Genomic DNA, 24,069 nt, shown 5'->3' with positions numbered 1-24,069 from the left:
TTAACCACAGTGATTGTTACCCTCAGTTCATCGGGTAAATTGAATCCTGGTATCAAATAATTCAGATTTACAGGAGTAAACATACCATGCAGCAGCTTACAGACGAATTTAAAGGATTAGATTTCAAGAGCGAAACATACAAAGATGCTTATAGCCGGATTAATGCGATCGTGATTGAAGGGGAACAAGAAGCCCATGAGAATTACATCACACTAGCCCAACTGCTGCCGGAATCTCATGATGAATTGATTCGCCTTTCTAAGATGGAAAGTCGCCACAAGAAAGGATTTGAAGCTTGTGGGCGCAATTTGCAAGTAACCCCAGATTTGCAATTCGCCAAGGAGTTTTTCTCTGGACTACACCAAAATTTCCAAACAGCAGCGGTATCAGGTAATGTCGTTACTTGTCTGTTGATTCAGTCTTTGATTATTGAATGTTTTGCGATCGCAGCATATAACATTTACATCCCTGTTGCTGATGATTTTGCCCGTAAAATAACTGAGGGAGTAGTAAAAGAAGAATACAGCCACCTCAACTTTGGAGAAGTTTGGTTGAAAGAACACTTTGCACAATCCAAAACTGAACTAGAGCAAGCAAATCGTCAGAACCTACCCATCGTCTGGAGAATGCTCAACCAAGTAGAGGGTGATGCCCACACAATGGCAATGGAAAAAGATGCTTTAGTAGAAGATTTTATGATTCAGTATGGTGAAGCATTGAGTAACATCGGTTTCACGACTCGCGATATTATGCGCTTGTCAGCCTACGGACTCATAGCCGCTTAATAAAAAGTTAGAAGCGGAGCCGGTAATGCTCCGCCTTCAGCGAGGAATGATCAGTGAGAAATTATGAATCGTACTCCCTAACTCCTAACTACACAAAATTCACACGCGCTCAAGACAGCATAAGCCTAATAATCACTACATGTTTGGTCTAATTGGACATCTGACTAGTTTAGAACACGCTCAAGCGGTAGCTCAAGAATTGGGATACCCGGAATATGCCGATCAAGGGCTAGACTTTTGGTGCAGCGCCCCGCCGCAAATTGTTGATAGCATTATTGTCACTAGTGTAACTGGACAACAAATTGAAGGACGGTATGTAGAATCTTGCTTTCTGCCGGAGATGCTAGCTAGTCGCCGCATCAAAGCTGCAACACGCAAAATCCTCAACGCCATGGCCCATGCACAGAAGCACGGTATTAACATCACAGCTTTAGGTGGATTTTCCTCGATTATTTTTGAAAATTTTAAGTTAGAGCAGTTTAACCAAGTCCGCAACATCAAACTAGAGTTTGAACGCTTTACCACAGGAAACACGCATACTGCCTACATTATTTGTAAGCAGGTGGAAGAAGCGTCAAAACAACTGGGAATTGATCTATCAAACGCGACTGTTGCTATATGTGGAGCAACTGGTGATATTGGTAGTGCAGTTACACGCTGGCTAGATGCAAGAACAGATGTCAAAGAACTGCTGCTAATAGCCCGTGATCAAGAACGTCTCAAAGAGTTGCAAGGCGAACTGGGACGGGGAAAAATCATGGGTTTGACAGAAGCACTACCCCAAGCTGATGTTGTAGTTTGGGTTGCGAGTATGCCCAAAGGTGTGGAAATTGACCCCACGACTTTGAAACAACCCTGTTTGTTGATTGATGGTGGCTATCCTAAAAACTTAGCGACGAAAATTCAGTATCCTGGTGTACACGTGTTAAATGGTGGAATTGTAGAGCATTCCCTGGATATTGACTGGAAAATTATGAAAATAGTCAATATGGATGTGCCAGCCCGCCAGTTGTTTGCTTGTTTTGCCGAATCAATGCTGTTGGAATTTGAGAAGTTATACACGAACTTTTCGTGGGGGCGAAATCAGATTACCGTAGACAAAATGGAGCAGATTGGTCGGGTATCAGTAAAACATGGATTTAGACCACTGCTGGTTTAACAGTTAAGAGTTAGGAGCAAAGCTAGAGACGCTCCGCCTCCGGTTAGGAGTTAAGAGTTAATAACTTTCATAAGTCTACACCTTCTCAAACCTCACTCCTGGCTCCTTACTTCTCACTGCTCAATCCTGATAGAAAAACTCATAACTCGTAATTCATAACCCCTACGATGGCAACTACCGAGCGTAAACCGCTACTGTTAGATTTTGAAAAACCCCTAGCAGAACTCGCAACCCGAATTGATCAAATTCGGCAACTTGCAGAAGAAAATGGCGTCGATGTTTCTGGTCAAATTCGTCAACTAGAAGCACGCGCCATGCAACTGCGTGAGGAAATTTTCACTAGTCTATCCCCGTCCCAGCGATTGCAAGTCGCTCGTCATCCGCGTCGCCCCAGTACTCTCGATTACATTCAAGCTATTAGTGATGAATGGATGGAATTGCATGGCGATCGCTGTGGTGGTGACGATCCGGCTTTAGTTGGTGGTGTCGGTCGTCTGAGTGGGCAACCTGTGGTGATGTTGGGTCATCAAAAAGGTCGCGATACCAAAGACAATATTGCCCGTAACTTTGGAATGCCTTACCCTGGCGGCTACCGCAAGGCGATGCGGTTGATGGAACATGCCAACAAGTTTAGTATGCCAATACTAACCTTTATTGACACACCAGGAGCTTGGTCTGGGGTAGAAGCAGAACATCAAGGTCAAGGAGAAGCGATCGCCTACAACTTGCGGGAAATGTTCTGCTTAGATGTGCCAATTATCTGCACAGTCATCGGTGAGGGCGGTTCTGGCGGCGCACTCGGTATTGGTGTAGGCGATCGCCTCCTGATGTTTGAACACTCCGTTTATACCGTTGCCACTCCCGAAGCCTGTGCTGCCATTCTGTGGAAAGATGCCGCTAAGGCTCCCCAAGCCGCTGTTGCTCTGAAAATTATTTCCCACGACCTGAAAAAGTTGGGAATTATCGACCAAATATTATCTGAACCCACAGGTGGCGCTCATTCTGACCCTTTAAAAGCCGCTACCACTCTCAAGCAAGTGCTGCTGGAAAATTTGGACGAACTCAATCGTTTAACCGCTCCAGAACGCCGCCAACTGCGGTATGAAAAATTCCGCAAAATTGGTGTTTTTATAGAAGTTGCTCACTAACAGCACTACATAATCATTGATTAACTAAGCAGCAATGTTATAATTGCCTATGTGCTTAAAGATTTTTAACAATCGAGCCATAGGCATTTGCATGTTCGGCAAATATACTCAAGTTGATTGAATAGCTTTTGTATTATTTAAGTAATCTAATTTGAGTGGACGGTGTGATTTTACGGGCGATGATTTGTTGTTTTTACTGGAAAGACCCATAAGATACCGATTATAGCACTGTATTATAGCAGTTGCTGAATGAAAATCATCATATTTTTAGATTCCTTTAATCTATCCAAACCGAGAAGTGTGAATAATGGGGTGGTAATAGGCTTTGGGAACTACCCAAAAATTGGGAGACACCATGAGTGTTGAGCAAAAACGACGCGCCCTGATTACTGGGGCCAGTAGTGGAATTGGGAAAGCAACGGCTTTAGCCTTTGCAAAAGCGGGAATAGATGTGGCTTTAGTCAGCCGTTCTTTGGATAAGTTGGAGGCGGTAAGAGAAGCTGTACAGCACACTGGGGTGGAAGCGAAAGCTTATGCTGTAGATTTAGCGCGGGTCTTTGAAGTAAGAGAAAAGATCCAAGCGATCGCCCTTGACTTTGGTGATATAGACATTCTGGTAAACAGTTCTGGCATAGCATATACCGCTACTTTGAGCCAAACCCCCCTAGAGGACTGGCAGCAGGTAATTGACTTGAATCTTACCAGCGTGTTTCAGTGCATTATGGGGATTTTGCCTTCAATGCGCGATCGGGGTGCAGGCACAATTATCAACATTGCCTCAATTGCCGCCAAGCAACTGTTTCCCGGTTGGGGAGCATACAGCGTCAGCAAGGCTGGTTTGATTGCCCTCTCTCAAACCCTGGCACAAGAAGAACGCACCTACGGCATTCGTGTCACGGTCATTTGTCCTGGGGCAGTCAATACCGAACTTTGGGACACAGAAACAGTCCATGCCAACTTAGACCGTTCCAAGATGTTAACCCCGGAAATTGTGGCTCAGTCAATTCTTTACACAGTTCTTTTGCCACAACAGGTAGTTATTGATGAATTGACCCTAATGCCCAGTGCTGGCGCACTTTAATTGCGAAGTTAGGAGTTAAGAATTAGAATTTTTAACTCATAATTCATAACTCATAACTAAATTCAAACTATAACCAAGACTCAATCATGACTATTGCTAGTTCCAATGGTTCCAATTACTCTCAATCACCTCTAATTCCCGATTTGGCAGAAGCCATAACTCCTAGACCCGATCGCAATACTAATAACGGGCGACAAGCGGATGTATTCCCACCCAAAGAGGAACAGATGGAGGAAATGGAGGATGCCGTGCGGACACTGATATTGGGAGTTGGCGAAGACCCCGAACGCGAAGGACTCCTCAAAACACCCAAGCGAGTGGCCGAGGCAATGCGGTTTCTTACCAGTGGCTACAACCAATCCCTTGAAGAACTCGTTAATGATGCCATCTTTGATGAGGGGCATAACGAGATGGTACTAATTAGAGATATTAATTTCTTTAGTCTGTGCGAACATCATATGCTGCCATTTATGGGTAGAGCACACGTTGCTTATATCCCCAACCAAAAAGTTGTGGGACTGAGTAAACTGGCCCGCATTGTTGAGATGTATTCTCGCCGCTTGCAAGTACAGGAAAGGCTAACCCGCCAAATTGCCGAAGCAATCAAAACCATTTTAGAACCTCAAGGTGTCGCCGTTGTGATGGAAGCTAGCCATATGTGTATGGTGATGCGGGGCGTCCAGAAACCAGGTTCTTGGACTGTCACTAGCGCAATGGTTGGTGTGTTTCAAGAGGAGCAGAAAACCCGCGAAGAATTTTTTAACTTGATTCGCCACCAAGCAGCGTTCTTTTAAGGAATGGGGAGTGGGCATTAGGCACAAGAGGCAGAAGGGCAAAGGGGAAAGACTTACTACAACTTCTCCTCTGCTCAAGAACTGCTCCCCTTACTCCCTACTCCCCAATTTCTCAAACAACTTGGCTACTTTATCTAAATCTTTATTTCCAGGTGAACGTTCCACACCACTAGATAAATCAACGCCGCTAGGATTAACCTGACTCAGGGCTTCCACAATATTATCTGCTGTTAGTCCTCCAGCCAAAAACCAAGGACAACTAGGGCTAAATTGTTCTAGCATCGTCCAATCTAAGGTTTTGCCTGTACCACCCAGTTGTTGCGGATGGTAGGCGTCAAGTAGTAAAGTATCCACGTATTTTGTGTAATCAGCCGCTGGCTCAAGATGCTCAAGACTACCAATTCTGAGCGCTTTAAGAATTTCAATATTGGATAAAGATTGACGTAACTGGTAGCAAAAATCTGGTGATTCATCTCCGTGTAACTGGACACCAGTCAACCCAGAATCAACAACAATCTGACTGATTTCAGGGATACTAGCGTTGGCAAAAACACCAATTGTGTCAATATTTGCCGGTAGTTCTGCCACTGCTGCCCGAATTTGGGATACGGTAACGTAGCGAGGTGAGGTTGGCACACAAATAAATCCTAATGCCGTTGCGCCCAGAGAGGCGATCGCTATAGACTGCTGTGGTTGAGTGATGCCGCAAATTTTAACACGCATGAAAATCTGACAAATTTAAAATAATCATTTGAAAAGTCTAAACTATCTAAAAAACTTTTGGGCCTTGGTAATTTTATAATCTTGTAGGTATAGATAAACTTTTCTATTTAGGAGACAAAAGCTTGATTTCATCTATTTTACTAGCAGCCGCTGCATCTGTTCCCGCAACACCTGCGTGGAATCCTACAGTCGGGATCATCATCAGCATCAGCAGCTTAGTAGTAGTTTTACTAAGTACTAGGATTGAAAAACCCCTAGTTGGCCCCAAGTTCCCTATCCTGCCGATCAGTATTCCAACATTCGTTGCAGCGATGGCTTTTGGTCATGTTATCGGTATTGGTATCGTTTTAGGACTGACTAACATCGGTCGTCTATAGTTTTGCGATGACAGCAGCGTTACAAGTAACGCCACGATCAATACAAAACTCCTAAAAACGATTTTGGGCAGGGGGAGTAGGGAAGAAATAACTTATGCCCCATGCCCAATGCCCCACTCCAGAGTTTTGCTCACAGGCATTAATTGTCTATTCTAGAAATAAGAGCATTTCGTCACTCGGCACTACCGAATTGATGCTCAATATAAATGTGTATACAACTATGTGTAGTATCTCGGTATAAAAACTACTGACGATATCTAGTTTTAGGACAATGTAATGCAAACAAATTGGAAAATTGGGTCTTTATTTGGAATTCCCCTGTTTTTAGACCCGTTATGGTTTGTGATTTTAGGGTTGGCAACTCTCAATTTTGGGGTAGCTTATCAGGAATGGGGGAATGTCATAGCTTGGAGTGCTGGAATAGTTATGGCACTGTTGCTATTTGGTTCGGTGTTGCTACATGAGTTGGGTCACAGCTTGGTAGCCCAATCGCAAGGCATTAAAGTTAATTCAATTACCCTATTTTTGTTTGGCGGGATTGCTGCTATTGAAGAAGAATCTAAAACTCCTTTCAAAGCCTTTCAAGTAGCGATCGCTGGCCCTTTGGTGAGTATCATACTATTTTTCCTGCTCCGGCTGGTAGTTACTGTAATACCTGAGACTAGTCCACTCAGTGTTATGGTTGGAGATTTGGCGAGAATTAACTTGGTGGTGGCTCTATTTAACCTGATTCCAGGCTTACCTCTAGATGGAGGGCAAGTGTTAAAAGCAACACTATGGCAAATAACAGGTAATCGTTTTCAAGCCGTACACTGGGCCGCAAAGGCTGGGCAAATATTGGGTTATGGTGCGATCGCTCTAGGATTTGTTGTAGATTTTTTGACCAGAGAGTTAGTAGTTGGTTTATGGATTGCGCTGTTAGGTTGGTTTGCTGTCCGCAACGCTAACAGCTATGACAATGTGACTACATTGCAAGAAAGCTTGCTCAAGGTGGTGGCGGCTGATGCGATGACCCGTGACTTTCGCGTCGTTGATGCTGACCAGACATTGCGTTCCTTTGCCGATTTATACCTTTTGGAAACCGCTCCCTCACAAGTTTATTTTGCTGCTTCTGATGGACGTTACCGGGGTCTAATTTTCATTGACGATTTACGTTTGACCCAAAGGAGCGAATGGGAAACCCAAACCTTACACAGCATTGCGCGTCCCCTGACAGAAATACCCACTGTTGCTGAAGCAACAACGATAGCTGAGGTAATTAACAAGCTAGAAAATGAGCAGTTACCTCGAATTACCGTGCTTTCTCCCGCTGGTGCCGTAGCTGGTGTAATTGACCGGGGAGATATTGTGCGATCGTTGGCACAGAAATTAAATTTGCGAATAACGGATGCTGAAATTAAGCGGGTCAAAGAGGAAGGTAACTATCCAACTGGGTTGCAACTGGGAGGAATAGCGAAGTCCATTACAAATTAAGTGTCATACGCTCGTCATAGTTTTGCAATAGACACGTCAAAAGCGTGTGTGATATTTAATTTGGTATTTGGTTACAAAATGCTTTTTTTGGGTAAAAGGTAGGACTTCCTACCTTTTTTATTTTTTAACCTAAGTTCGCCGTCAGAAAATGTCCCAAAACATTAGACATAAAGCTTTCGGGTGAAAAACGCACTCGTGTGTTATCAACAAGGCTCTCATAGCCAATTAGTATCTGCTTTCAAGATGCTCCACATTATCAAAGACTTTCAGCTTTATCTCGTCAATGTTTAGAGCGGCGTAATTAAGTACAAGAAAGAAAAACGAACCGCAAAGGACGCATAGACACAAAGTGGCTGACTGCAGGGTAGGACACAAAGAAAGAAAGAAGTTAAAAGGGTTTGGCGCAGCTTCACAAAGAAATGGTATTACATGGTTGAGTTGATCAGCCCTCGGAGAGAGTTAGACCAGAAAGCACGGAGTTCACAGTGACATCAGTGCCCACCATCCCTTTAGTCCTCGAATGCTGGTAATATACAAGTCAGCGGGACCAAGATGCCAAGGGCGATTGGAATTAAGATTTAGTCAGAGTTAGGCATACTTTCTCTTTTTGGTTGTAGACTGAGTGCTTCTTGACTCTACAGTGAACTCTGGAATTTCCTGGAGTTCAGCTTCACTCAAACTATACTGTTCACAAACTAAACTTAAACGATTTCCTGGGGTTTTCACAGCATTAACAGAATGGGTGAAATCACCTTGAAAGTAAATTAAAGTATTGATTTGTGGCTTAATTTGCCCAAGTTGGCGTTTGTGCGATCGCAATACCAGTTCTCCCCCTTCCATATCGGGAGGTACTCGCACATAGAGGACACTGACAACCGCAGGGGGTTCAATGGTTTTGGAGTAAGAACGCAAGGAGCGATCAATATGCGGATCGACACGGGAGCCTTCTTTGAGCTGTAAAGGATTAAGGTAAAAAGCATTACAATTCGGCTGGAGAGCCAAATCTAGGTAAGGCTTGAAGTAGGGAAACTGCTGTTCTACTTTTGCTAATCCAGAACGCTGAAATACTACAGAAAATCCTTTGGTGGCAACAAAATCACGGTTGAGGTTGTTGATAGCAAAGTAAGAACAAGCTTGAATTTCTCCCCACAAGTTATTTAGGTAATTGCTGGGGAAGGCGTTGGTTTGTTGTTGATAGTGTTTCACGATGAATATGGGGAGCGTAGAAAACTAGCAGGGGTCAAAGATTGTAGCGTAATTTGTGACTAGGGAAAAGGTTAAAGACTATAGTAAAATCTTTTTAAACTGAAATAAAGAGCTAGATCGATGAGAATTGATGATTACAATGCAGCAAATGCACTTACTGAAAAATTAAAAGAGAGCTTACCAATTAAAGCACGGGCTGGAAAGGAGTTTTTGAAGACATTAAAGCAAAAAGGAGAAGATGCTGATCCAGACAGAGAATTTGAAATTGATTTCGTTGGCTATTCAGGAGATGAAGGTGGGATTATGTGCGGACTAAAAGAGCCAAATAATCCCGAAAGTAAAGAAAAATATGTTTCTTCTATTACTCACCTAAAAATTGACCATAATCATCCCCTAGCTGCTGAGGTGCAGGCTTACCAACGCCAGCGAATTCGGAAGTTAATGTTGCAAGATTCCGGAGGTTTTACAGCAGAGTTAATGACGATAGAGCCTCGAAAAAGTAAAAAGTGTAGCAAAGGTTTTGGGAATTAGTTAACTCCGAAAACGATATTCCATCCTATGTGGAATTTTTAAGTTTTGAATGTCATCAAATTGATAATATTGACCTTGCATTTGGATATTCTGAATTAGGCTAACTGGAGGCATATTCACAACATCATAGCTAATCACTTAATTAAAGTTATTTAGCAGTATGCGCCAGATTGTGTAGTGATATTTCCAGAGAATGTACGCGATCGCCTTAAGCAAAAACTCCTCACCTTATGCCAGTTGTACAATATCGAAACTAGGAGTTAACTCTTGTGGGGTAGGCTTCCAATAGGGTTGAGATAAGCTCTTGAGGCTTTTGAGGAAGGTTTTTTATTTGCAAGTCCCTTAACATACTTGACAGAAGTACAGTTACATAAGATGCACTCATGTAGCCGTTATCTGCGATCGCCTATAGTCATCTACAATTTTTCGGTGGCACAAATGACGTAATCACAAGGTTTTCAGACATAAATTCTGACAATTAAAGAAAAAAATAATTACTAATTGCCTAAAAAGTCCGGTTTTTTTGGCTTTGTGATGATAAATAAAAATAATAGCCTTGAATGTCATGCTTCCTTCTGCAAAGGATTACTGAAATTCTTTGCTGCTTTCAGGATGACTACTAAACATCGAACAACATCTGCCGCCAATCAGTTTTTTGCTGGGGATGCTACTGCGCCACAAAGGGTGGAAATGCAGCTACATCAAAAAGCTCTACCATAAAACTTGCTCTAGATGTATCTAAGTAACTATGCTGATAAAGTGTAAAGATGTCACGCTATCTGGGAGCAAATTTTAAAGCAATTATAAAGGATTTGGTGCCATTTTGGCAGGTTTTTATCCTAAAGATGGGATATTAGTAGATTGTACAAATCTTTATTGTTATTCACACACTAGTTACTATCTACCGATAACTGCTAAGTACGAGCAAATACCAACACAGATAATTTTAAGTAATTTAACGAAGTAGGAAATAATACATGGTATTATCACTGTCTTCTCATAACGTTATCCAGTATCTGCAAGATGCGGGGCTGTGTAGCTCAGAAGATGACGCATCAGACAAATCTGAGTTGCCAGGAAGTAGTAAGAACAATTTCAATTTACTAGTGACTCTAACAGATAATCGCAAACTGCTCATTAAACAAGAACGTAACGTTAATAACAAAGACGCCGCGCCCCATGATTTGTTTCAGGAGTGGCTGTTTCACCAGTTGCTCCAGCAGTTTCCAGTTCTTGGCAATATTTCTGCGATTGCACCATTGGTAGTGCATTTTGACGAAGAAAATTCTATCCTCGTCCGCAATTACCTGAGTGAATATTTGGAGCTTGCGATATTCTACCACAACAATGATATTTTTCCACAACAAATTGCTTCTGCGATCGGCACTACTTTGGCAGGACTCCATCGGGCAACCTATAACCGCCGAGAATATAGGGATTTTATGGCAACTGCTCCCGAAGGAGAGTTTCGCTATGGCTTTTACAATCCGGCGCAAGGGGTAGAGTCAATTGGGCCGGAGATTTTTGGAACGGTTCCCATGGATGCGCTGAAATTCTATCTACTCTACCAGCAGTCGGAAAGTTTGGAATCTGCGATCGCAGATTTGGCATATGACTGGAATCCTTGCTGCTTGACTCACAACGACCTGAAATTGAGTAACATTTTGGTTCATTCCAGGTGGGAGAAACTAGACAATTGCCTTGTACGACTAATTGATTGGGAAGCTTGTTCTTGGGGAGATCCAGCCTTTGATTTAGGAACTTTACTAGCAAGCTATTTAGGAATTTGGCTCAAGAGCCTCGTAGTAGACCCCACCATTGAGTTAGAAGAATCTCTACATCTGGCGTTGACGCCTTTAGAGATTTTACAACCTTCAATTGTTGCCCTAATTAGAGCTTATATAAATGCTTTTCCGATGATTTTGGAATACCGCAGTGACTTTATTTTGCGCGTTATCCAGTTTGCGGGGCTAGCACTAATTCATCAAATTCAGGATATGATTACCTGCCGCAAATCCTTTAATAATGCTGATACCTGTATGCTGCAAGTGGCTAAAAGTTTACTCATTATGCCGCAGCAAGCTATACTGACTATTTTCGGGATATCAGAGTCAGAAATCCTGAATCCTGTAGCAAAAATCCATAAACTTCCTCAGCCTGTAAAGGAGCCACAGCTACTTCGGATTTATTACGAAAAGACTCGGCTTCGCGGTTGTTAATGGCAGGGAGCAGAACAATTTAAAAGCTGGATTTCAAGTAGAATTAGACATTTTGAATGGTTCTGCGTGTTATTTATTCTATCATAAATCTCAGAAGATTTTGCCCCATAGTGGTTTCATAATTTTGGATTTTGAAGTTTGAGTTCTGAATGGATTAATGCTAAATTACTCTATCAATCAACCACTAAATTCTCTATTTGATATTGCTAACAATATCCATATTGAGTCAAATTTTTGTATTTACCATCCCAATTATCAACCCTTTGCTCTGCCAACTAAAATAGCTGACAGATTTCAGCACAATTCTGTAGATTTACAACAGAAATATCTCACTCTCCTGCTGCGAAACTTTCTTTATGGAATTTATTACAATGGCTCCCTGCAAAGTACTTTGGCAATCAATACTAATAGTAATAATCGCCCGCCAAAGCATAATTTAGCAGATAATTCCATTTTGGAAATTGATTGGGACTTTTACGAACATCTGCACGCCAGTAATCACGGCATCGGTTACTTTGACCCTCTATGGCAGGTATTGCGGAAAGAACCTGATGGTACTATGGCTGTGACTAAAGGCGGTTTAACACTTTATGTTGAGCCAGACTGCCATCTAGAATCCAGTAAAAAATCTACCAAAGTGGGTGACATGGTAGCAATCTGGATGCCCAAAAATCGACTACAAAATGGCTCTTACTTGGCAGTTAGTAATGTCGGACAGGAACGCCAGAGCAACCCCGATGCTGATTTGGGAGCAGGGCGAATTTACTTTAACTTTACGCCATCTGGTGCGATCGCTCTCATGGAAAGCCTGACACTGCAATTTAATGCAGCCTCGATTCCTTTTAACTTTCAGGTTCTCCATAATCCCTGTGCATACGGACGCTATGATTCGGGGCTACTCTACTTTGAACTCCCCGACTATCCAGCAATTCGCACAATCCTTCAGGCTATTTATCCAGAAAATCAATCTCATTTCCAGCCCGAAATTCCCTTGTTTACCAAATTTTTAGCACCAGGGTTAGGTTTAGCCGAGGAACCAACCCAAAAATTTGCAGCACAAGAAAGTTTTGGGATGAACCGTTGCCAAATTGTCGCTAATGCTTTACTGGAAGCTTGGCAAAAAGGTAAGAATGCAATGGAGGAACGGATGAGGATGATTGACCAACACTTTACGCAACACCTAATAGATTTACAGCGTCCTTATCTTAATCCAAGTTCTAAGGATATATATTACCCCCTAAATTGATTGACCGGGAATGAGGAGGCAGAGGGGCACAGGAGAATGATTTATAACTATAAATTGGTATAAATTAAGATTCATGAATTAGTCTTTGATACTCGTGAATGAGTGTTTGAACTCCATTAATGAGTCTTTGATACTTGTGGACGAGTCTTTGAATTTCATTAATGAGTCTTTGATACTTGTGGACGAGTCTTTGAACTCCATTAATGAGTCTTTGATACTCGTGAACAAGTATAAAACTCTAATTTTTTTTGTGCCTCTACCCAATGCCCAATGCCCCATTCAAAATTCTACAATTACCGGCGTATGGTCGCTGGGTTGAGTTAATTTTCTGGGTGCAACATCAATAATGCAACTTTTAGCACGCTCATACAGCATGGGTGTGAGATAGTGATGGTCAATCCGCCAACCTAAGTTGCGACGGAAGGCGGCGGTGCGATAATCCCACCAGCTATAATTTCCACCTTCTGTGGTGAATTTGCGAAAAGCATCGGCAAATCCTAGTTCCAGAATATCCCGTAAGGCTTGCCGCTCTGTTTCTGTTGCCATAATGTGATTTTCTGTACTCACTTGCTCGTGAATATCCTTATCTTCCAGTGCAATGTTGAAGTCACCGCACACACAAATCGCAGGTTGTGACAGCACCAACAATCGCAAATACTCGCGTAGCGCTATCAACCAGCGCAGTTTGTATTCATATTTTTCAGTTCCGACTGCTGCGCCATTGGGAACATATAAGTTAACAATCCGAACACCATCAATAACACCTGTAATTACCCGCTTTTGCTCATCCCATTCCGGGTGTAAATCAGTCAAAATCGCCCTAAACCCGCTACTTACGTCTATAAGTGGCTGGTGGCTAATCAGGGCTACGCCGTTATAGGATTTTTGTCCTGATATATAAAGGTTATAGCCCAACTGCTCAAAAGGCGATCGCGGAAACTCGGCTTCTATAACTTTGGTTTCTTGCAAGCAGAGAACATCAACCGGATTGTTAGTTAACCAATCGGTAACCTGTTCGAGGCGAGTGCGAATTGAGTTGACGTTCCAAGTAGCAATTTTCATTAGTTAGTTATCATTTCTACAAATTACTAATTACAAATTATGTAATTTTTGTACAATTACTTAATATTTATAATTTCTGTTCCATTTCCCAATTTCGTTTAAACGCAGCTTTAATTACTTGATCCCATTGAATATTTTAGTATTGTCAGCTACAAAATATTCAAGTTTGTAAGTTCTGCTACAAAATATTCTACCTTATTATGATCCCCAAGACAGATGCAACAATTAATTGATTTGCGATAAATTAGAAGTCTAGCTCAGAGTTGACTTTCGCCGATAGTCCGTTAGATTTGTCGGGAGAAAATTTGCGGTACAGTTAACCGTTATTGCGCTTTTGGTAGCCTGTTAGGTTAATTTAAATGTCAAAAGAGTAAGTATATTTGCTCTTTCCTTATAAAATAATGATGTAACTCATTATTTTATTGAGGAACATTTCACAGACTGAACCAAAAAAACTTATGAAAATCGCTCAAGTTGCCCCCTTATGGGAAAGGGTTCCGCCTCCAAGTTATGGAGGAATAGAACTGGTAGTGAGTCGCTTGACTGATGAACTTGTTCGTCGCGGTCATGAGGTAACTTTATTTGCCTCCGGCGATTCTCAAACTTTGGCTCATTTACAAGCAGTTTATCCGCAGGCATTACGCTTAGACCCAAGTGTCAAAGAGTATGCAGTGTACGAAATGTTAGAACTGAGCCAAGTTTACCAAAGTGCTGCCCAATTCGATATTATCCATTCTCATGTAGGGATTTCGGCACTACCTTTAGCGAGTTTGATAACAGCAACTTCTACAGTGCACACCCTGCACGGTAATTTTACAAACGACAACCGTCAGGCATTTAGCTACCACCAAAAGCAACCATACGTCAGCATTAGTAACTCGCAGCGTCAAATCGATCTCAATTATATTGGTACGGTTTATAACGGAATTGAGCTAGCAGATTACCCATTCGTAGCCCAACCGTCAGAACCTCCATATTTAGCATTTTTAGGTCGTTTTTCGCCAGAGAAAGGGCCACAATATGCGATCGCTATTGCTAAACAGAGTGGTTGGCGCTTGAAGATGGCAGGAAAGGTTGATCTAGTAGACTCTAAGTTTTTTGAACAAGAGATTGTCCCCCATATAGATGGTCAGCAAATTGAATATCTAGGCGAAATTAACCATGCCGAAAAGGCTGAACTTCTGGGCAATGCAGCCATAACTCTTTTCCCGATTAACTGGCAAGAACCTTTTGGGTTAGTAATGATTGAATCAATGGCAGCTGGTACACCAGTGATTGCCATGAATTTCGGCTCCGTACCTGAGGTGATTGCTCACGATAAAACAGGTTTTGTCTGCAAAAGTTATGCAGAAATGGCAGCGATGATTCCATTAGCTTTGGAACTCAATCGTCAAACCTGTCGAGAATATGTAGAAAACAACTTTACTGTTAACCAAATGGTTAACGGATATGAAGCTGTTTACAGACAAATTATTAAAGACCGCATAGAATCGAATGGCCGCATTCATGCAGCTAACATCGAGTTTTAATCAACTGCTTTTTTATCCAGTTTAAACAATAACTTTTTTTAAGGAGAACATTAGTATGAGTACGAGAGCCAACACCTGCCCATGCTGCGGTGGTTCCCTGCTACGTCATGCCCGTCATGGTGAACTATATTGGTTTTGTCTGTCGTGCCGACAAGAAGTACCGCTATTAACTGTTACTCGCTTGCCGAATGTAGAAACCCGGAACACTGGAGTGGTTCCTCAGCCAGTGGTGAATTCTTAGTTTTACGGCATTTTAAATTAATAAAAGCCTACTATAAATTAAGACTGATTTGTTTAAACCTATCAACTAGCTTCAACTGGTAAAATCAGGTGGATCTAGTTGATAGGTTTAAAGCTTTGTTAGCAGCATTACTTTATGGTCAAGAAGATTTCCGCTTAGAGGAAGTTCCTGACCCCACTCCGGCGACTGGTGAAGTTGTGATTCAAGTGGGGGCGGCAACAACTTGTGGTACAGATTTGAAAGTCTGGCGGCGTGGTGGTCATGCCAAAATGCTGAAAACGCCGACGCTGTTTGGTCACGAAGCTGCTGGGCGAATTGTTGCCTTGGGTGCAGGTGTCAGTGGTTGGCAAGTAAGCGATCGCATCGTCGCTAATAATTCTGCCCCATGCTATCGGTGCTTTTTTTGTCAACGTCAAGAGTATTCATTATGTCCGAATCTGACCTGGAATAACGGGACTTTTGCGGAATACATGAAAATTCCCGCTGCTATAGTACAGCATAATTTGTTACAGATTCCTGATGAGTTGCCGTGGGAATTGGCAGCGATGACGGAACCTCTAGCTTGTGTGTTGCATGGTGTAGCCCGTTCTAACGTCAAAGCCAAAGATCAAGTAGTCGTTTTAGGAGATGGGGCGATCGGGCTGATGTTTGTGGCGGCGTTGAGTAGTCAAGCTGAGGTGTTGCTGTGGGGAGGTAATAACCACAGGCTAGAAATTGGTCATAAATTGGGTGCAACCCAGACCTTTAATTATCGTCAAATCCCGGATATACCCAGTGTCGTGAAAGAACTCACCCAAGGATGGGGCGCAGATGTGGTGATTGAAGCAACTGGTGTACCAAGTGTTTGGGAAACTGCGATCGCCTGCGCCCGTCCTGGTGCAACAGTCAACTTATTCGGTGGATGTCCACGGGATACCAGCATTACTGTCAATACAGAACAGCTACACTATAGTGAACTGACCATCAAAGGCGTGTTTCATAATACACCAAAGTATGTGCGAGAGGCGCTTGCACTGATCGCTAGTCGCAAAATTCCCTTTGAGTTACTTATTAGTGAACAGCGGCCATTAAAAGATTTAGAACAGGTGTTTTGTGAGATGAAGGCGCGTCAGGTTATTAAGGTAGCGATGATTCCTTGATAGCCCGATGACACAAGGACGTTCAATCGGGAAACATCTCATGCAATACGTTTTAGATTACGCACGGCAGCAGAAGTTTGCAGGTGTCAGGTTAGTGCAAGCTGCCTATAATAGTAGTTCATTCTCCTTATATACCAAGCTCGGATTTCATGTGCGAGAATCGGTTGCAGTCCTAAAAGGTACGACGCTTCAACTTTAAGTTTTAGGGTATGTGGTTCGTACAGCAACCTTAGCAGATATTGATATCTGCAACAAACTCTGTTTTCAAGTTCATGGTCATGTTCGTCACCTCGAATTACTTGATGCGATTGAGCAACAAACGCTTACAGTAGTTGAACATAACGGTAACATTACAGGATACACAACTGTACTTGGCTTTGATGGACACGCAGTTGCACACAGTAATCAAGACCTCAAGGCCCTCCTCGGTGCCGTAACAGCAATTTCCGAATCAGAATTTCTGTTGCCAACCCGCAATACTGAGTTATTGCGCTGGTGCTTAGAGAAAGGATTGCACGTAGTTCGACCAATGACATTGATGAGTATGGGACTGTACAACGAGCCAGCAGGCGCATTTCTGCCTTCAATAATCTATTAAATTGCCTATTAGGGGATTTTTGGAGTATCTCACGCCGGAAATCAATCAGCAACAGAATGCACCTAGCTATTATGGCGAAATTGTACTGATATCCCCATACATGCTTGGGTAGGTAATCGTAAACGCAGGGGAGGCAGGGGGAGATAAGAAAGATGAGGAAAATGAGGAGCAAAGGAGAAATTGTAGTAAGTCTTTCTCCTCTGCCTCTTCTGCCCCATACCCGACATTTACAATCGATTTGTATCTTTTGTAACTAACTTCCAGCCTTCAGCTTGATCAATTAGCTTCATCGACTCTAATTCGAGATTGTTGAAAGCAGATGCATGAAGCAGGAAATAGGGTTTGCCGTTGTAGTGCCAATAATATTCCAGTTCGCCAACAGAAGCGGGAATGATGGTGCGATCGCTATAATAATCCAACGAGGGACGATGGTAGGGAAAAGATGTGTAAATCTTCCTCGTAGTTGGATTTGCCCGCACGATCATGGCGGCGACTGGTTTAACTGGATAGGCTTCAGATAATTCCCAAACCCAGTAGTTGGATTTCATTAACAGCAGCAGCGAAATATAACTTCCCCAAAACAAAATCTTCAGAAATTGCCCGTCGCCTCGCTCTGCCAAAATAGCTGCTAAAGTCATAGTTAAAGCTACTGCGGCAAAAATCAGTTGTAAGTCTATTTTTGGGGTTGTACCCCAACTGAAATAAATGCTACCAGCAGAAGCGACTACAGCAAGGATCGCCAAACCAGCAACCCAAGCACGGGGATAGGATGAGAATAAAGGCGAACTTTCTGTCTCTGATAACTGGATACCAAAAGCTAAGGCTAAACTAGGGTAAATCGGGAATAGATACCAGGGAACTTTGGTAATCATGAAAGAAATTACCAGCAGATAAACACCACTCCACGCCATCACTAGTTTTGCCCAGCTAAGGTTACGATTTTCCCAGGTTAAGCGGACAGTTTGCGGTAAGAATAATAACCACGGCCATGTGTAGTTGAGAAGTTCAATAACATAGTACCAAGGTGGTTCAGAATCCCCCTCTACAACAGAGCTAATTCGATCTAGTGATGGGTTTGCAAGGCCAATTTGAGCAAAAGTATAACCATAGTGAATTAGTTGGGCACTGTACCAACCAGCTACAGGCAGAATACCAATTAAGATTGCTATCCATAGATAGTAACAGGTGAGCAGTCGTGGCGTATCCCAAAACAGAAATACGATCGCGATCGCACCTAGCAATATGCCTAGCAGTCCTTGAGTCAGGCAAATCAATCCAAAACTAATGCCAACACCAAGGCAATAACGTAAATCCCGGCGCGATCGCAACACGCACAACATCATCACCATCAAAAAACTTACCATCGCCCCATCCAACATTGCCAGCCGCCCATGACGCACCACAGGTAACATTGTTAGATAAATCAAGGCGCTATAAATTGCTGCCCAACGTTGGCGAAATATCTCTTGAGCAATACAATACAGTAAAGGTACAGATGTCGCTGTTAAAATTGCTCCAGGTAGGCGCGTTGTCAACTCATTTTCGCCTCCTAGAGAATAAGCCCAAGCTATTAGCAAATGCATCAAAGGCGGCTTGTTATAGTATGGTTCGCCTCCTAACGTTGGGTAAAGCCAACGCATTGAACCTGCTGGAGCGTGCCAAATTTCACGAGCAACCTGTGCCACAGTGCCTTCATCCCAGTCTCGCAGCGGCAATCCTCCCAGATTGATGCTAAACAGTAACACTGCTGCCAACAGCAATACTATTAGCCATACCCAATCAATCCATTTGCCAACCGGGCGATGCTGTTTTTCTAGATGACTCCAAATAAAGCTTCCTTCTTGCATATTCTATGTTAATCATTTTACTTGCTGGTTTGATTACATAGAGATCAGAGCGAATCTCCAATGTTGCCACCCAGTAGCAACGTATATTCTTAACAATTGCTAGTTTCCAAGATTAACTCAGTTTTCTCTAATTAGCGCTATTTTTTTTAAATTTATCTTAGTTATTTAAAGAACATTGAAGCTAATAAATGATAAAAATAATACAAACCACAAATTATTTATTACCTGTTATTTAGTCCGTAAATTAACTTGTATTTTCTTTTTAATGTGACACTTAGTTTAATTTTGTTTACTTAGTTTTTTGAATTTGTTCAGATAAATATGAAACAATTGCTACAATGTTTCAATGGCGTGCTGAACAATTAAAGGAATTAGTTGTAATCTTTGTAGATAGTAATTACTAACATATTTAAATATTCCACTTCCTTACTATCCCGCCTGTGAATAAATTCTGAGGCTAATAACTTGCATTCCTCTAAAAAAGACTAAATACAAGATTTTCAGCTTTCAAAAAAAATTTATGATTCTTATAGAGATGATTATTGATTAAAATTATTCCAAATTAGCAAGTTTTAGTATTTTAAATTTCATTAAGCGATTATTTCGTTGAAATATGTGTGTTCTACAATTTGCTTATAGCATTTTTTACAAAAAAAGCTACTAAAAAATTATTGGAGCCTATCAATGAATTTACCTGTTGTTGTGGATATTACTCTTGGCTTAGTTTTTATTTACTTGATTTTGAGCTTGCTAGCTTCTGAAATTCAGGAGTTGATTGCCACATTATTACAATGGAGAGCTAAACATTTAAAAAATTCAATTGAATTACTTTTAGCAGGTGGTGGCGAAAGTGAAGATTCAGATATTATCAAAGCAAAAAACTTGGTACAGAAACTTTATAGCGATCCTTTGATTAATACATTAAATCAAGAAGCCAAGAATAAAGTAGAAAAGCAGTTACGAGAAGGTAGGAAAAATATTGGCAAAAACAAAGCGCTAGGAGAAAAACAAAGTGGCCCTTCGTATCTTCCTTCGGAAACATTTGCAATTAGCTTATTAGATGCTTTAAAAATTCCCCAGTTAATTAATTATGTGAAACATCCTAGTGACGAATCTCAAACTAACTTGCACATGATCCTAGCATCTTACAAAGAACTTAAAACAGGAATTAATGATCCCAATAGTGAAAGTTACAAAAAAATTAAACAAGTTTATGGAGATTTCGACCAAACTTTTATAGATTTTGTTAATAATGATTTACCTGATTACGTACCTAATAATTTAATGACGAGTCTTGGTGTGATTGCTAAACGTAGCAGGATAAAGATTAACGACCTCACAGAAGAAGCGAATCAGTTTAAAGATGAAATTGAAACATGGTTTGATCGCTCTATGGATCGAGCCAGTGGTGTTTATAAACGCAATGCCAAAGGAACTGCAATTTTAATTGGAATATCAGTTGCTATACTAACCAACACTGATACATTTCACCTGGTCAAAAGACTGTCGCGGGATTCAGTTATCCGCTCTACCATTACTCAAAGTGCAAGTGAAAAAACCAATTATATTACAGACTCAGAAGCTAGAAAGGAAATCGAGAGACTATTAGGAAATGCTTCTGTACCCATTGGATGGCAAAATATCAATCAACAGTTTGAGCCATTAGATAGTAGAGAATCGAATAGTGTTTACATCAGAATTTGGCAGGTTTTTAAATTAATTTGTGGTTGGATACTGAGTGGTTTAGCTATTGCTATGGGTGCGCCTTTTTGGTTTGATATCCTCAATAAAATTATCAATGTGCGAAATGCAGGGCCAAAACCTACTGCATATACTAAGGATCAACCGTCTCAGAAATAGTCAACTTAAGCCTGGGTAAATGGAATTCGCGGCTACACAAACTCTCGTCCGCCTCCGCCAACTAAAACAAAATCAAGGTTTTGAAACCAACGGAGGTGGGTAAAGCTTCGTGTAGACGCGGTTTCTAACCGCCCCTTTAACTTAAAAAATAAAAATAACTTGGAGTTTTAATTCTTTATTTTGAAGAGTAATCTCAATTTGCTTGATGAATTCTCGAAAGTAAAATCGTCGCTCTGTTTCCGACAAATCTAACCAAAATTGTGGTATTGAAACAGCTTGAGCAACAGAACGCAAGTTAACTGGAGGAAAAGTCGCCAACTTTGCTTCGAGTGCAGAAATTTCTGTACGGAGTTTGTAAGCCCTTAACTTTGCTGTTTCAACATCTAAAATTCCAGTTTCAATTAAAGTAGGCAATTGAGCAAGTATTTCTTGCTGACGAGCGATCGCTTGTCCTAAACTATTTTTCACTACATCCAATTGGGGAAAATTCATCCCCGCTACAGCTAAGGGTAAATCACGGCAAACCGTTTCAATTGTATGTTCTAAAACCTCTTGGTAGGGAATAGCCTTACACTTGGGACGTTGAGGACAGCTAGTAGAACGTAAATAAAGATACTCCTTATCTTGATTGCGTTGGGTAACACGGGTAACTGTCATGTGTGACTGACACTCAGCACAGACAACCAACCCAGCTAAAGAACGCGGCGCACTAGCAGTTCGGGATGGTAAACGGCTGTTACGGCGTAAAAGTCGGTCAACTTGGGCTGCTTCTTCTTTAGAAATTATCGGAATATGGGTATTGGAGATAATTTCACCATTTTGGTAAGCTGTATTGCCGCGATAAACTGGATTAGTCAGCCAGCGTCTTCCTGTGGTGACAGAGATTTTTTTGCCGTATTTTTTCGCCAAGTAACGAACTGAACCCCGCAGAGAACCATAGAGTAAAAAGTGTTCAAAAAAATCTTTTACTACTGGTGAAGTACTGCGATCAACAGTATATTTTCCCTTACCTCTGCGATAGCCGTAGGGAACTTTGCCGGGTGGCGGTGCAACATCGAGACGATTACGGGCGTGTCCTTCACGGATGCGACGACTACGTTTTTGACGTTGGATTGCGTGTAGCAAATTCAGTAAGTTAGCGCCCAGAGGGTAATTTTCGGAAGTGTAAGGCTGTTCTGTGGCAATGATCGCTACTCCCATTGCTTCGAGTTCATTCAAGCGATCGCTAATTTCCTCTACAGTATCCCCTAATTCTTCCAGCCGACGAATCAGGAGATAATCTGCCCTTTCAGTTTGGCAATCGGTAAATAATTGTTGTAATTGCGTTCGCGTAGCGTGTCCAAAGGACTCTAGCTTACCCAAATCTTCATAAACCCGATCCACCTCCCATCCCCAATCAGCTTGATCGGGAACAGATTCTAATAGCGGATTAGTATAAGAGTAGGCAATGATTTTCATTTGTCATTGGGCATTATTATTCTTCTCCTGTTCCCCTGCTTTTCTCACTGCTGACTCAACTCAATAATATTTCCATCAGGGTCTTGAGTGAACAAAGCAGCGCGACCGGAAGCGCTGGCTTGAATGGGATAATTATGATTGAGGAATTGCTGTTTGGCAGCGTTTAAGTCAGTTACTGAGAAGGCGACGTAGGGATTACGTCCCCATTTTTCGTTTGGGTTTTCCGTGGGGACAGTGGTTGCGACTATCAGGTGAATTTGATAGTTGCCGACTTGATACCATGCACCAGCGTATTTCAGGGAACGATCTATTTTAGATAATCCCAATACTTTGCCATAAAAGTGTTCAGAGCGTTCTAAGTCAGTGACAAGAATCGCTGTATGGAGACTTTGGGTAATTTGCATTGTCGGTAAGATGCGATCGCGTTTATCTAAATTTTGACGTAGTTTGAACCCTTGCGGGAAGCAGCGAAACAGAGAAGCAGGGGAAAATAATAATAACCAATAACAAACTAAAAAATGAGGATAAATGATGGATGCTCAATTAAGTCATACGGAAATGAATGCTGCACGGGAGATTTTACAAGATTACGATCCTGCACAACATGCATTAAATCACTTGGAAAAACACAATGGCAAAGTTGAAACCGCTTTTGAGGATTTGTGGAATGAGAAAAATGGGCAACCGTTCATGCAGCAAAATAAATCACTTTGGCAAGTAACACTAAAGGTATTGCGTGAGGAACTCTGTGGCGATGAAGGTTTTCGCGGTCAACTTAAAGATTACACGAAGAATCCAGGGAGTTCGCCCTTGCTGACAGGGTTGATTATCTCACTGGTTGGTGTAGCGACGGCACACGGTTTGCCAATTGATCCAGCGATCGCAACTGTTATTGTTTTATATATCCTCAAAATCGGTTTGAATATTTTTTGCGAATACACCGAACCATCTGTTGGCAATTCTGCAACTCTAGCGCCAGGAAACTGATGCGATACCTTGCAAATCATTGCCCTAGATGCTTTGCGTATAGCATATCTGACCTCTCTCCAAACCTCTCTCCTAAAAGGAGAGAGGCTTTGAATCTTACTCCCCTTCCCTACAAGGGAAGGGATTGGGGGTTAGGTCTGTATTGGACTACCGTGAAAGCGGCGTCTACGCTTCTATAGGTGCCTTGTCTCGGCTGGAGGCGCATCCCAGTTGTTGTTACGGCCATCAGCAAATCGAATGGGCGCTTCAATAAGTTCCATTGGTTCAACGTTGTCGAGGGCAGCCAATTGGACTGAAACGTAGTCACCGCCAATCTCTTCAACGTGCCCACGAGCAAACGATCGCACGCCGCAGTGCCTGCAAAAGAGATGATGTCCCATCTTTAGATTGAACTGGTAGTCGCTCAAATCGCCCTCGCCGGATAGCAATCGGAATGCGTTGGGCTTGATGATTGCGTTCCAATTCCGCGTTTTCGTGCAGATCGAGCAGTTACATTTGTTTGTACCCAAGCTCAGGTCGATGTCGGCTTCAAATCGAACTGCGCCACAATGGCAGCTTCCAATAAAGGTTTTGAGCATCACAATTTCCCAATAGATTGTCGTCCGA

At 42.0% G+C, this 24,069-nt stretch carries 25 protein-coding genes and 3 pseudogenes; 19 read left to right on the top strand and 9 right to left on the bottom strand.

What is annotated here, in order from left to right:
• The first annotated feature begins 86 nt into the window (after positions 1 to 86).
• The 5 genes from V7K21_RS01975 (at position 87) to folE (ending at position 4,967) form a co-directional block, all read left to right on the top strand.
• Positions 87 to 785, top strand: a complete 699-nt coding sequence (locus tag V7K21_RS01975; protein WP_335171146.1) for an aldehyde oxygenase (deformylating) — start codon at positions 87 to 89, stop codon at positions 783 to 785.
• Between the two features lie 139 nt (positions 786 to 924).
• Positions 925 to 1,944 (top strand): long-chain acyl-[acyl-carrier-protein] reductase, encoded by a 1,020-nt coding sequence (locus V7K21_RS01970; protein ID WP_335171145.1) that lies wholly within the window; start codon positions 925 to 927, stop codon positions 1,942 to 1,944.
• Positions 1,945 to 2,111: 167 nt separating this feature from the next.
• On the top strand, positions 2,112 to 3,092 hold the full coding sequence (locus V7K21_RS01965) for an acetyl-CoA carboxylase carboxyltransferase subunit alpha (protein ID WP_335171144.1): 981 nt from the start codon (positions 2,112 to 2,114) through the stop codon (positions 3,090 to 3,092).
• A 355-nt stretch (positions 3,093 to 3,447) separates the two neighbouring features.
• A complete protein-coding gene (locus V7K21_RS01960; protein WP_335171143.1) occupies positions 3,448 to 4,173 on the top strand; it encodes an SDR family oxidoreductase in 726 nt (241 codons plus the stop codon).
• Between the two features lie 86 nt (positions 4,174 to 4,259).
• On the top strand, positions 4,260 to 4,967 hold the full coding sequence (folE, locus tag V7K21_RS01955) for a GTP cyclohydrolase I FolE (protein WP_335171142.1): 708 nt from the start codon (positions 4,260 to 4,262) through the stop codon (positions 4,965 to 4,967).
• A 90-nt stretch (positions 4,968 to 5,057) separates the two neighbouring features.
• On the opposite strand, the gene V7K21_RS01950 is transcribed toward folE, so the two are convergent.
• The gene (locus tag V7K21_RS01950; protein WP_335171141.1) at positions 5,058 to 5,690 is read right to left on the bottom strand and encodes a phosphoribosylanthranilate isomerase; all 633 of its coding nucleotides are present in this window, start codon (positions 5,688 to 5,690) and stop codon (positions 5,058 to 5,060) included.
• 122 nt (positions 5,691 to 5,812) lie between these two features.
• Here V7K21_RS01950 and psaK point away from each other — a divergent pair, with 122 nt between their 5' ends.
• A complete protein-coding gene (psaK, locus tag V7K21_RS01945) occupies positions 5,813 to 6,067 on the top strand; it encodes a photosystem I reaction center subunit PsaK (protein ID WP_273765115.1) in 255 nt (84 codons plus the stop codon).
• 276 nt (positions 6,068 to 6,343) lie between these two features.
• Positions 6,344 to 7,540: a site-2 protease family protein gene (locus tag V7K21_RS01940; RefSeq protein WP_335171140.1), complete on the top strand. Its 1,197-nt coding sequence runs from the start codon at positions 6,344 to 6,346 to the stop codon at positions 7,538 to 7,540.
• A gap of 480 nt (positions 7,541 to 8,020) precedes the next feature.
• Here V7K21_RS01940 and V7K21_RS01935 read toward each other — a convergent pair.
• Positions 8,021 to 8,113 (bottom strand): annotated as a pseudogene (locus V7K21_RS01935) (hypothetical protein); the annotation flags it as partial.
• A gap of 15 nt (positions 8,114 to 8,128) precedes the next feature.
• Positions 8,129 to 8,746 (bottom strand): 2OG-Fe(II) oxygenase, encoded by a 618-nt coding sequence (locus V7K21_RS01930; protein ID WP_335171139.1) that lies wholly within the window; start codon positions 8,744 to 8,746, stop codon positions 8,129 to 8,131.
• 120 nt (positions 8,747 to 8,866) lie between these two features.
• Here V7K21_RS01930 and V7K21_RS01925 point away from each other — a divergent pair, with 120 nt between their 5' ends.
• Positions 8,867 to 9,277, top strand: a complete 411-nt coding sequence (locus V7K21_RS01925) for a hypothetical protein (protein WP_335171138.1) — start codon at positions 8,867 to 8,869, stop codon at positions 9,275 to 9,277.
• Here V7K21_RS01925 and cas5d read toward each other — a convergent pair.
• Positions 9,278 to 9,415 (bottom strand): annotated as a pseudogene (gene cas5d, locus V7K21_RS01920) (type I-D CRISPR-associated protein Cas5/Csc1); the annotation flags it as partial.
• Positions 9,416 to 9,433: 18 nt separating this feature from the next.
• Between cas5d and V7K21_RS30555 the strand changes: the two are divergent.
• From V7K21_RS30555 to V7K21_RS01905, 4 genes and pseudogenes are all read left to right on the top strand, one after another.
• Positions 9,434 to 9,541: pseudogene (locus tag V7K21_RS30555) on the top strand (WYL domain-containing protein); the annotation flags it as partial.
• A 713-nt stretch (positions 9,542 to 10,254) separates the two neighbouring features.
• The gene (locus V7K21_RS01915) at positions 10,255 to 11,496 is read left to right on the top strand and encodes a phosphotransferase family protein (protein ID WP_335171137.1); all 1,242 of its coding nucleotides are present in this window, start codon (positions 10,255 to 10,257) and stop codon (positions 11,494 to 11,496) included.
• Between the two features lie 157 nt (positions 11,497 to 11,653).
• Positions 11,654 to 12,742: a T3SS effector HopA1 family protein gene (locus V7K21_RS01910; protein WP_335171136.1), complete on the top strand. Its 1,089-nt coding sequence runs from the start codon at positions 11,654 to 11,656 to the stop codon at positions 12,740 to 12,742.
• A 94-nt stretch (positions 12,743 to 12,836) separates the two neighbouring features.
• The gene (locus V7K21_RS01905) at positions 12,837 to 13,061 is read left to right on the top strand and encodes a hypothetical protein (protein ID WP_335171135.1); all 225 of its coding nucleotides are present in this window, start codon (positions 12,837 to 12,839) and stop codon (positions 13,059 to 13,061) included.
• Here the strand turns inward: V7K21_RS01905 and xth are convergent.
• Positions 13,022 to 13,804 (bottom strand): exodeoxyribonuclease III, encoded by a 783-nt coding sequence (gene xth / locus V7K21_RS01900; protein WP_335171134.1) that lies wholly within the window; start codon positions 13,802 to 13,804, stop codon positions 13,022 to 13,024. The genes V7K21_RS01905 and xth overlap by 40 nt on opposite strands.
• A 458-nt stretch (positions 13,805 to 14,262) precedes the next feature.
• On the opposite strand from xth, the gene V7K21_RS01895 reads away from it, so the two are divergent.
• The 5 genes from V7K21_RS01895 (at position 14,263) to V7K21_RS01875 (ending at position 17,311) form a co-directional block, all read left to right on the top strand.
• Positions 14,263 to 15,333 (top strand): glycosyltransferase family 4 protein, encoded by a 1,071-nt coding sequence (locus tag V7K21_RS01895; protein ID WP_335171133.1) that lies wholly within the window; start codon positions 14,263 to 14,265, stop codon positions 15,331 to 15,333.
• 55 nt (positions 15,334 to 15,388) lie between these two features.
• Positions 15,389 to 15,574: a hypothetical protein gene (locus tag V7K21_RS01890; protein WP_273765094.1), complete on the top strand. Its 186-nt coding sequence runs from the start codon at positions 15,389 to 15,391 to the stop codon at positions 15,572 to 15,574.
• Positions 15,575 to 15,690: 116 nt separating this feature from the next.
• A complete protein-coding gene (locus V7K21_RS01885) occupies positions 15,691 to 16,713 on the top strand; it encodes a zinc-dependent alcohol dehydrogenase (protein ID WP_335171160.1) in 1,023 nt (340 codons plus the stop codon).
• A 7-nt stretch (positions 16,714 to 16,720) separates the two neighbouring features.
• Positions 16,721 to 16,912, top strand: a complete 192-nt coding sequence (locus V7K21_RS01880; protein WP_335171132.1) for a GNAT family N-acetyltransferase — start codon at positions 16,721 to 16,723, stop codon at positions 16,910 to 16,912.
• Between the two features lie 12 nt (positions 16,913 to 16,924).
• Positions 16,925 to 17,311 (top strand): hypothetical protein, encoded by a 387-nt coding sequence (locus V7K21_RS01875; RefSeq protein ID WP_335171131.1) that lies wholly within the window; start codon positions 16,925 to 16,927, stop codon positions 17,309 to 17,311.
• Positions 17,312 to 17,538: 227 nt separating this feature from the next.
• On the opposite strand, the gene V7K21_RS01870 is transcribed toward V7K21_RS01875, so the two are convergent.
• Complete coding sequence (locus tag V7K21_RS01870; protein WP_335171130.1) at positions 17,539 to 19,158, bottom strand: ArnT family glycosyltransferase; 1,620 nt, start codon at positions 19,156 to 19,158, stop codon at positions 17,539 to 17,541.
• 771 nt (positions 19,159 to 19,929) lie between these two features.
• Between V7K21_RS01870 and V7K21_RS01865 the strand changes: the two genes are divergently transcribed.
• Complete coding sequence (locus V7K21_RS01865; RefSeq protein WP_335171129.1) at positions 19,930 to 21,018, top strand: hypothetical protein; 1,089 nt, start codon at positions 19,930 to 19,932, stop codon at positions 21,016 to 21,018.
• 141 nt (positions 21,019 to 21,159) lie between these two features.
• Here the strand turns inward: V7K21_RS01865 and V7K21_RS01860 are convergent, their stop codons facing one another.
• Together V7K21_RS01860 and V7K21_RS01855 are read right to left on the bottom strand one after the other, a co-directional pair.
• On the bottom strand, positions 21,160 to 22,476 hold the full coding sequence (locus tag V7K21_RS01860; RefSeq protein ID WP_335171128.1) for a recombinase family protein: 1,317 nt from the start codon (positions 22,474 to 22,476) through the stop codon (positions 21,160 to 21,162).
• 44 nt (positions 22,477 to 22,520) lie between these two features.
• Entirely contained in the window at positions 22,521 to 22,880 is a 360-nt protein-coding gene (locus V7K21_RS01855) for a VOC family protein (RefSeq protein ID WP_335171127.1), read from the bottom strand.
• A gap of 127 nt (positions 22,881 to 23,007) precedes the next feature.
• Here V7K21_RS01855 and V7K21_RS01850 point away from each other — a divergent pair, with 127 nt between their 5' ends.
• Positions 23,008 to 23,463, top strand: a complete 456-nt coding sequence (locus tag V7K21_RS01850) for a hypothetical protein (protein WP_335171158.1) — start codon at positions 23,008 to 23,010, stop codon at positions 23,461 to 23,463.
• 173 nt (positions 23,464 to 23,636) lie between these two features.
• Here V7K21_RS01850 and V7K21_RS01845 read toward each other — a convergent pair whose 3' ends face one another.
• Positions 23,637 to 24,041, bottom strand: a complete 405-nt coding sequence (locus V7K21_RS01845; protein ID WP_335171126.1) for a GFA family protein — start codon at positions 24,039 to 24,041, stop codon at positions 23,637 to 23,639.
• Positions 24,042 to 24,069 lie beyond the last annotated feature (28 nt).

It is taken from the genome of Nostoc sp., assembly GCF_036919595.1.
Lineage (GTDB): Bacteria > Cyanobacteriota > Cyanobacteriia > Cyanobacteriales > Nostocaceae > Nostoc.
Note: the sequence above shows the minus strand (reverse complement) of the source record. Positions and strands in the feature narration are given on the sequence as shown.

Excerpts from the sequence above, each read along its gene's own strand:
- V7K21_RS01975 (WP_335171146.1), top strand. The coding sequence starts at position 87 with ATGCAGCAGCTTACAGACGAATTTAAAGGATTAGATTTCAAGAGCGAA.
- V7K21_RS01970 (WP_335171145.1), top strand. The coding sequence starts at position 925 with ATGTTTGGTCTAATTGGACATCTGACTAGTTTAGAACACGCTCAAGCG.
- V7K21_RS01965 (WP_335171144.1), top strand. The coding sequence starts at position 2,112 with ATGGCAACTACCGAGCGTAAACCGCTACTGTTAGATTTTGAAAAACCC.
- V7K21_RS01960 (WP_335171143.1), top strand. The coding sequence starts at position 3,448 with ATGAGTGTTGAGCAAAAACGACGCGCCCTGATTACTGGGGCCAGTAGT.
- folE (WP_335171142.1), top strand. The coding sequence starts at position 4,260 with ATGACTATTGCTAGTTCCAATGGTTCCAATTACTCTCAATCACCTCTA.
- V7K21_RS01950 (WP_335171141.1), bottom strand. The coding sequence starts at position 5,690 with ATGCGTGTTAAAATTTGCGGCATCACTCAACCACAGCAGTCTATAGCG.
- V7K21_RS01940 (WP_335171140.1), top strand. The coding sequence starts at position 6,344 with ATGCAAACAAATTGGAAAATTGGGTCTTTATTTGGAATTCCCCTGTTT.
- V7K21_RS01925 (WP_335171138.1), top strand. The coding sequence starts at position 8,867 with ATGAGAATTGATGATTACAATGCAGCAAATGCACTTACTGAAAAATTA.
- V7K21_RS01915 (WP_335171137.1), top strand. The coding sequence starts at position 10,255 with ATGGTATTATCACTGTCTTCTCATAACGTTATCCAGTATCTGCAAGAT.
- V7K21_RS01910 (WP_335171136.1), top strand. The coding sequence starts at position 11,654 with ATGCTAAATTACTCTATCAATCAACCACTAAATTCTCTATTTGATATT.
- xth (WP_335171134.1), bottom strand. The coding sequence starts at position 13,804 with ATGAAAATTGCTACTTGGAACGTCAACTCAATTCGCACTCGCCTCGAA.
- V7K21_RS01895 (WP_335171133.1), top strand. The coding sequence starts at position 14,263 with ATGAAAATCGCTCAAGTTGCCCCCTTATGGGAAAGGGTTCCGCCTCCA.
- V7K21_RS01890 (WP_273765094.1), top strand. The coding sequence starts at position 15,389 with ATGAGTACGAGAGCCAACACCTGCCCATGCTGCGGTGGTTCCCTGCTA.
- V7K21_RS01880 (WP_335171132.1), top strand. The coding sequence starts at position 16,721 with ATGACACAAGGACGTTCAATCGGGAAACATCTCATGCAATACGTTTTA.
- V7K21_RS01870 (WP_335171130.1), bottom strand. The coding sequence starts at position 19,158 with ATGCAAGAAGGAAGCTTTATTTGGAGTCATCTAGAAAAACAGCATCGC.
- V7K21_RS01860 (WP_335171128.1), bottom strand. The coding sequence starts at position 22,476 with ATGAAAATCATTGCCTACTCTTATACTAATCCGCTATTAGAATCTGTT.
- V7K21_RS01855 (WP_335171127.1), bottom strand. The coding sequence starts at position 22,880 with ATGCAAATTACCCAAAGTCTCCATACAGCGATTCTTGTCACTGACTTA.
- V7K21_RS01850 (WP_335171158.1), top strand. The coding sequence starts at position 23,008 with ATGGATGCTCAATTAAGTCATACGGAAATGAATGCTGCACGGGAGATT.
- V7K21_RS01845 (WP_335171126.1), bottom strand. The coding sequence starts at position 24,041 with ATGCTCAAAACCTTTATTGGAAGCTGCCATTGTGGCGCAGTTCGATTT.